General features: G+C 70.2%; 8 protein-coding genes and 1 pseudogene. 1 reads left to right on the top strand and 8 read right to left on the bottom strand.

Annotated features, from left to right (window positions below; genetic code table 11):
- From G6030_RS16255 to pgsA, 7 genes and pseudogenes are all read right to left on the bottom strand, one after another.
- A pseudogene (locus G6030_RS16255) lies at positions 1–202 on the bottom strand (regulatory protein RecX); the annotation flags it as partial.
- On the bottom strand, positions 202–1,305 hold the full coding sequence (gene recA / locus G6030_RS01985) for a recombinase RecA (RefSeq protein ID WP_007627535.1): 1,104 nt from the start codon (positions 1,303–1,305) through the stop codon (positions 202–204). The gene recA and the pseudogene G6030_RS16255, both read right to left, overlap by 1 nt.
- A 235-nt stretch (positions 1,306–1,540) precedes the next feature.
- Entirely contained in the window at positions 1,541–1,735 is a 195-nt protein-coding gene (locus G6030_RS01980) for a DUF3046 domain-containing protein (protein ID WP_007627533.1), read from the bottom strand.
- 67 nt (positions 1,736–1,802) lie between these two features.
- Positions 1,803–2,633, bottom strand: coding sequence for a PspA/IM30 family protein (locus tag G6030_RS01975; protein WP_182642035.1), 831 nt, complete (start codon positions 2,631–2,633; stop codon positions 1,803–1,805).
- A gap of 96 nt (positions 2,634–2,729) precedes the next feature.
- The gene (locus G6030_RS01970; RefSeq protein ID WP_007627530.1) at positions 2,730–3,044 is read right to left on the bottom strand and encodes a helix-turn-helix transcriptional regulator; all 315 of its coding nucleotides are present in this window, start codon (positions 3,042–3,044) and stop codon (positions 2,730–2,732) included.
- Between the two features lie 16 nt (positions 3,045–3,060).
- A complete protein-coding gene (locus tag G6030_RS01965; protein WP_182642034.1) occupies positions 3,061–3,591 on the bottom strand; it encodes a nicotinamide-nucleotide amidohydrolase family protein in 531 nt (176 codons plus the stop codon).
- A gap of 7 nt (positions 3,592–3,598) precedes the next feature.
- Positions 3,599–4,186: a CDP-diacylglycerol--glycerol-3-phosphate 3-phosphatidyltransferase gene (gene pgsA, locus G6030_RS01960; protein WP_182642033.1), complete on the bottom strand. Its 588-nt coding sequence runs from the start codon at positions 4,184–4,186 to the stop codon at positions 3,599–3,601.
- A gap of 87 nt (positions 4,187–4,273) precedes the next feature.
- Between pgsA and G6030_RS01955 the strand changes: the two genes are divergently transcribed.
- The gene (locus tag G6030_RS01955) at positions 4,274–4,555 is read left to right on the top strand and encodes a YciI family protein (protein ID WP_182642032.1); all 282 of its coding nucleotides are present in this window, start codon (positions 4,274–4,276) and stop codon (positions 4,553–4,555) included.
- A 3-nt stretch (positions 4,556–4,558) separates the two neighbouring features.
- Here G6030_RS01955 and G6030_RS01950 read toward each other — a convergent pair.
- Positions 4,559–6,278: DNA translocase FtsK (locus G6030_RS01950; protein WP_182642031.1), on the bottom strand; the 1,720-nt coding region annotated here is incomplete at its 5' end.

The raw sequence follows: 6,278 nt of genomic DNA, 5'->3' as shown, positions 1-6,278 counted from the left end.
CACTGCGCGGCCGATGTCGCAGCAGCCGCAGGGCGGACGTGGCGGCTTCGTGCGCCTCCGGTGCCAAGGGGGGAAGGTCCGCGGTGCTCGAGGGCCGCGACTCCACGGCGGCGATGGCGGCGCGCAACCCGTCCGCGTCGATGCCCCCGCCGGCCGGGCCCGGCCCGCCGGACCGGCCCGACCGCGTGGAGCGGCCCGGCATCAGAAGTCGACGGGCACCACGTCGATCGGAGCGTCCTCATCGGACTCCGCCTCGATCTCCGCGATCTCCGCGCCCGCACCGATGTTGAGCTTGTCGAGGATCTTCCGCTCGATCTCGTCCCGCACCGACGGGTTGTCCTTGAGGTAGCGGCGAGCGTTCTCCTTACCCTGGCCCAGCTGGTCCTGACCGTAGGTGAACCAGGAGCCGGACTTCTTGATGAAGCCGTTGTCCACACCCATGTCGATGAGCGAGCCCTCGCGGCTGATGCCCTCGCCGTACAGGATGTCGAACTCGGCGATCTTGAACGGCGGTGCGACCTTGTTCTTGACGACCTTGACCTTGGTGCGGTTACCGACCGCGTCGGCGCCGTCCTTGAGGGTCTCGATGCGGCGGACGTCCAGGCGGACGGACGCGTAGAACTTGAGGGCCTTACCGCCGGTGGTGGTCTCCGGCGAACCGAACATCACGCCGATCTTCTCGCGCAGCTGGTTGATGAAGATCGCGGTGGTGCCCGTGTTGTGCAGCGCGCCGGTCATCTTGCGCAGCGCCTGGCTCATGAGCCGGGCCTGCAGGCCGACGTGGCTGTCGCCCATCTCGCCCTCGATCTCCGCACGCGGCACCAGCGCCGCGACGGAGTCGATCACGAGGATGTCGATCGCGCCGGACTTGACCAGCATGTCCGCGATCTCCAGCGCCTGCTCACCGGTGTCGGGCTGGGAGACGATGAGATTGTCCGTGTCCACACCCAGCTTGCGGGCGTACTCCGGGTCGAGCGCGTGCTCCGCGTCGATGAACGCCGCGATGCCTCCGGCCGCCTGGGCGTTGGCCACGGCGTGCAACGCGACCGTGGTCTTACCCGAGGACTCCGGGCCGTAGATCTCCACGACGCGGCCCCGGGGGAACCCGCCCACGCCCAGCGCCACGTCGAGCGACAGCGCGCCGGACGGGATGACCTGGACCGGCGGCCGGGTGTCATCGCCCAGCCGCATGACGGAGCCCTTGCCGTAGGCCTTGTCGATCTGCGCCAGAGCCAGCTCCAGCGCCTGCTCGCGGTTCTGGGCGGCTCCGGGCTTGCTCGAGCCCGCCTTGGCCTTGCCTGCCATCTCATGCTCCGTTCTCGGTCCGACCCCCGGCCTCCGGCCGATCGGTCTGTGTGGTCTTCACTCGCGGACGTTAGCTGCCGGGTACGACACGAACCCCTTGCGCCGTATCCGGCGACCTCCCCCTGTGGAGGAGGCACGCCCTGTGGATCCCTGTGGACGGTGGACCCGCCATCACATACCCTTGAGTGTAGCCGAACGGGTGTTCGAGGTCGAGGGACACGCCGGGCGGACCCGCCTAGCGCAGGTGCTCGGGCACCTCGAACTCGTCGCACAACGCGAGCCACACCCGCTTGACGGACTCCCCCGCGTCGATGGCCTCGTGCGCGGTCCGACCGCCGCACGCCGCCAGGTGGTGCGAGCGGACCAGATGGTCGGCGCGCAGCTCACCGAACGCCTCGACCGTGCGTGCATGGAACTCGGTCAGCGTCACGTCTCACCCTCCCCTGCGGACGACGACGGGCCGCCGGCATGCTCGCCGACGGCCCGTGGCCGCGAGATCACTGCTGTTCGGTCCGCGCCTGCTGCTGCTGCTGCGGCGTGGCCGGCTGGGACTGGCCCTGGCCGATCTGGCCGGCGGCACCGGAGCCCTGGCCCAGCTGACCGCCCTCTGCCTTCATCGACGCCCGGATCTGCTCGAGCCGGCTGTGCCCGGCCATCTGGGTGGAGGCCTGCTCCACCTCGAGCATCCGGCCCTGCACGGAGTTCTGCGCGAGCTCGGCGGAGCCGAGGGCGTTGGCGTAGCGACGCTCGATCTTGTCGCGGACCTGGTCGAGGTTCGGGGTGTTGCCGCCCGAGGACAGCTCCGACATCGACTGCAGGGAGGCGCTGACCTGCTCCTGCATCTTGGCCTGCTCGAGCTGGCTGAGCAGCTTGGTGCGCTCGGCCACCTTCTGCTGCAGGACCATGGCGTTCTGCTCGACGGCCTTCTTGGCCTGCGCTGCCGCCTGGAGCGACTGGTCGTGCAGCCCCTTGAGGTCCTCGACGTTCTGCTCGGCGGTCACGAGCTGCGCGGCGAACGCCTCCGCGGCGTTCTCGTACTCGGTGGCCTTCTGGATGTCGCCGTTGTTGCGGGCCTGCTCGGACATCTGCAACGCCTGGCGGGTCGACCCCTGCAGCTTCTCGATGTCCGCGAGCTGGCGGTTGAGCTTCATCTCCAGCTGGCGCTGGTTGCCGATCACCGCCGCGGCCTGCTGCGAGAGCTGCTGGTGCTGGCGCTGCGCGTCGGCGATCGCCTGCTGGATCTGGACCTTGGGGTCAGCATTCTCGTCGATCTTCGAATCGAACAACGCCATGAGGTAGCGCCATGCCTTGGTGAACGGATTGGCCATCGCTGCGTAGTGTCCTTCTGCCGATTCGGACGACGGGTCTGTTCTACGGTACCGAACGACGCCCGTGTGCGACCACCGGGCGACGCGGCGGCGGTGTCAGGCCGCGAGTACGGGTTCCGCGACGGTCCCGGGAGGCGAGACCTCGAGCGCGGCGCGGATGAGGATCTCGCCCAGGGACACCTCGAGCGCGCCGGAGATCGAGGCGAGCAGCTCGCTCGAGGCCTCCTTCCGGCCGCGCTCGATCTCGGAGAGATAGCCGGGGCTGACCCGGGCGGCGTCGGCCACGTCACGCAGGGTGCGACCCGACTCCCCGCGGAGCCCGCGCAGGACGGTCCCCAGGGTCTCGCGCAGCAGAGGCGTCGCTCCGGGCTGGTCCGGTCGGGGCAGTGTGGTCATCTGGATGTTCGGCATCACCGGGTATAACGCGTCAGTTCCCGGATTCGTTCCCGTCGTCGTCGTCGACCTCGGCGTCCCGACCGGCCGCGGCGACGACCAGCCCCAACGCCGCCTCGCACGCCGCGCGGCGGATAGTCGCCCGGTCGCCCGACAGGGAGAGCCGGACAGACCACGCCGCCCGGTCCGGCGTGGTCAGGCCCACGTACACGGTCCCCACCGGCCTGCCGTCCTGGGTGTCCGGGCCGGCGACGCCGGTCAGTCCCACGCCCACCTCGGCGCCGCAGCGTCGCGCCGCGCCCGTCGCGAGCGCGCGTGCGGTCTCCGGGGACACCGCTCCGTGGCGTTCGAGGACGTCGGTGGGCACGTCGGCGAGCTCGTGCTTGAGGGGGGTCGCGTAGACGACCAGTCCCCCGCGCAGCACGGCACTCGCACCGGGCACCTCGGCGACGGTCGCGGCGAGCAACCCGGCGGTGAGTGACTCGGCCGTACCCAGGGTCCACCCGCGGTCGCGCAGCGCGGCGACGGCGGCCGCGGCGCCCGGTGACGGCGGTACGGCGTCCATACCCGTCTCAGCTCCGCACGAGCGCGGCCCGCCTGGCCTTGACCAGGTAGTCCACGCCCGTGTACACGGTCAGCGCCACGGCGATGCCCATGACGACCCACTCGACGGGCCACACCCAGTGCGGCAGCGGCAGGATGAGCATTCCCACGCCGAGGGTCTGGGTCACGGTCTTGAGTTTGCCGCCCTTGCTGGCGGCCACCACGTAGTCGACGCCGAACAGGCGCCAGAGCGTGATACCCACCTCGCGGACGAGGATCACGACGGTCACCGCCCAGAACAGCTCCCCCACGAGGGACAGGGAGATGAGCGCGGCGGCGATGAGCGCCTTGTCCGCGATCGGGTCGGCGATCTTGCCGAAGTCGGTGACCAGGCCGAGCCGCCGCGCGAGGTAGCCGTCCACGTAGTCGGTGAGCATGGCCACGGCGAAGACGACGAACGCGCCCACCCGCCACCACGGCTCCTGGGCGCCCGCGACGAAGAACATCACGACGAAGACGGGCACGAGGAGGATCCGCAGCACGGTGAGGACGTTCGCGATGTTGAGAACGGGGGCGTCGGCGGCCGGGCGGCCGTCCTCTCGCGTGGAAGCAGTCACCCCCACACCTTAGCGAGACCCCGGCGAATACCCTTGGCCCCGGGCGCACCCCCGCCCGTCACCGCCGACCCCGAGGGAGAGCCACCCATGCCGCTGTTCGCCGTCACCTACCGCTACGAGGCCGCCCAGAGCGAGGAGCGCGAGGTCAACAAGCCCGCCCACCGTGAGTGGCTGGACGCGCAGGTCACCGCCGGCGCCATCCGGTCCGTGGGACCGTTCGTCGACGGTTCCGGCGCGTTACTGCTCGTGGAGGCCGACGACGACGAGGTCGCGCGCTCCCTCGTGAACGACGACCCCCACTGCCTGCGCGGGTTGGTCTCGGAGATCATCGTGCGGGAATGGAAGCCCGTGTTCGGCGCCTTCTCCTGACCGCTATCCGACCGGCGTCCCGGCCGGCGCGTCGAGTTCGGCGGGCTGCTCGCCGGGATCGTCCTCGGGCGGGGTCCCGCCCTTGATCATCCACAGCACCGAGGCCAGCTCCTCGGGCTTGACCAGGACCTCGCGCGCCTTGGACCCTTCGGAGGGGCCGACGATGTCGCGGGACTCCATGAGATCCATGAGGCGGCCGGCCTTGGCGAACCCCACGCGCAGCTTGCGCTGGAGCATCGAGGTGGAGCCGAACTGGCTCGAGACCACGAGCTCGACCGCGGCGAGCAGGTCGTCGAGGTCGTCCCCGATGTCGGAGTCGATGTCCTTCTTGCCGTCGTCCTTCGCGGCGGTGATGGACTCGTCGTACTCCGGCTCGGCCTGGTTCTTGGCGTAGTCGACGACCTCGTGGATCTCCTCGTCGGTGATGAACGCGCCCTGCATACGGATCGGGCGGGACGCGCCCATCGGGATGAACAGGCCGTCACCCATACCGATGAGCTTCTCGGCGCCCGCCTGGTCGAGGATGACGCGCGAGTCCGTCAGTGACGAGGTGGCGAACGCCAGCCGCGACGGCACGTTGGTCTTGATCAGACCCGTGACGACGTCGACCGACGGTCGCTGCGTGGCCAGCACGAGGTGGATGCCGGCGGCGCGCGCCTTCTGGGTGATGCGGACGATCGCGTCCTCGATGTCGCGCGGGGCGGTCATCATGAGGTCGGCGAGCTCGTCGACGACGGCCACGATGTACGGGTACGGGCGGTAGACCCGCTCGCTGCCGGGCGGCGCGGTGATGGCCCCGGACTTCACGCGCTCGTTGAAGTCGGTGATGTGCCGCACCCGCGTGGACTTCATGTCCTGGTAGCGCTGTTCCATCTCCTCCACGAGCCACGCGAGGGCCGCGGCCGCCTTCTTGGGCTGCGTGATGATCGGCGTGATGAGGTGCGGGATGCCCTCGTACGGCGTGAGCTCGACCATCTTGGGGTCGATGAGGATGAGGCGGACCTCGTCCGGGGTGGCGCGCGTGAGCAGCGACACGAGCATCGAGTTGACGAAGCTCGACTTACCGGAGCCGGTCGAGCCGGCGACCAGCAGGTGCGGCATCTTGGCGAGGTCGGCGGTGACGAAGTCGCCCTCGATGTCCTTACCCAGACCGATGAGCATGGGGTTGTGCTTGCTCGCGGTCTTGGGGTCGGTGAGGACGTCGGCGAGCCGGACCAGCTCGCGGTCCAGGTTGGGCACCTCGATACCGACCGCGGACTTGCCGGGGATCGGCGCGAGCAGGCGCACATTGTCCGTCGCCACCGCGTACGCGATGTTGCGGTGCAGGGCGGTGATCTTCTCGACCTTGACGCCCGGCCCCAGCTCCACCTCGTAGCGGGTGACCGTCGGGCCCCGGGTGAATCCGGTGACGGCGGCGTCGATCTTGAACTGCTCGAGGACGCCCTGGATGGCCTCGATCATCTGGTCGTTGGACTCGCTGCGCGCCTTGGGCGGGTCGCCGGCGGTGAGCAGGCTGACCGGCGGCAGCGCGTAGTCGATGCCGTTGAGGAGCTGGGTCTGCGAGGAGAGCCGCTCCGTGTCGCTCTCGGCGGCGGTGTGGGTCGACGGCGTGTTGGTCTGCGGCACGGCCGAGGTGTCCACCGCGGGCGCCGCAGGGGCGGGCGCGGACGGACGTGCCGCGGGCGTGGGTGCGGCGCTCCGCGGTGACGCCACCCGGGTGGGG

This window comes from Dietzia sp. E1, from assembly GCF_014145015.1.
Classification (GTDB): domain Bacteria; phylum Actinomycetota; class Actinomycetes; order Mycobacteriales; family Mycobacteriaceae; genus Dietzia; species Dietzia cinnamea_A.
This window is presented reverse-complemented; position numbering and strand designations above follow the sequence as displayed.